The sequence below is a fragment of the Bradyrhizobium sp. CCBAU 11386 genome (assembly GCF_028128955.1).
In the GTDB taxonomy this organism is placed as follows: domain Bacteria; phylum Pseudomonadota; class Alphaproteobacteria; order Rhizobiales; family Xanthobacteraceae; genus Bradyrhizobium.
Genome location: NZ_LBKA01000062.1, coordinates 1 through 494, shown reverse-complemented (window position 1 = coordinate 494; position 494 = coordinate 1). Strand labels below are relative to the sequence as shown.

Here is a 494-nt window from a genome sequence, read left to right as displayed (position 1 = left end):
CGCCCCCTACGACTTGCCCGGCTGCGCTGCGAGCGCGGATCCGTAGATGTCGTGCAAGCCACTGGCTCCTGAGACAAAGGAGAACTAAGCATGCAAATCGTCGGCATGGACATCCACCGATCGTTCGCCCAGGTGGCGATCCTGGAGGACGGAACAATAATCCGACAGCTCCGCGTAGATCTCGTCCACGATCGGCTTGTCGCCTTTGCCAAGACACTCAGCCTCGAGGATGAGGTGGTCATCGAGGTGACGGGCAACAGCGCGGCGGTCGAACGTATTCTGCGCCCGCACGTTAAGCGCGTCGCGGTCGCCAATCCGAGGCTCGTTCGGGCGATCGCCTATGCGCGAGTCAAAACGGACAAGGTCGATGCTGGGACCCTGGCAAAGTTGCATGCTGCCGGCTTCTTGCCGGAGGTCTGGGTTGCTGACGAGGACACCTACAGCCGCCGGCGCCAGATGGCCGAGCGCGCTGGCGTCTTGGCGCAGATCATCCG

The 494-nt window shown here is 62.8% G+C and carries 1 protein-coding gene; it reads left to right on the top strand.

Annotated features, from left to right (window positions below; all coding sequences use genetic code 11):
• Positions 1–90: 90 nt before the first annotated feature.
• Positions 91–494, top strand: a 404-nt coding sequence (locus XI09_RS08365) for an IS110 family transposase (protein ID WP_271566416.1), incomplete at its 3' end; no start/stop codon positions are given.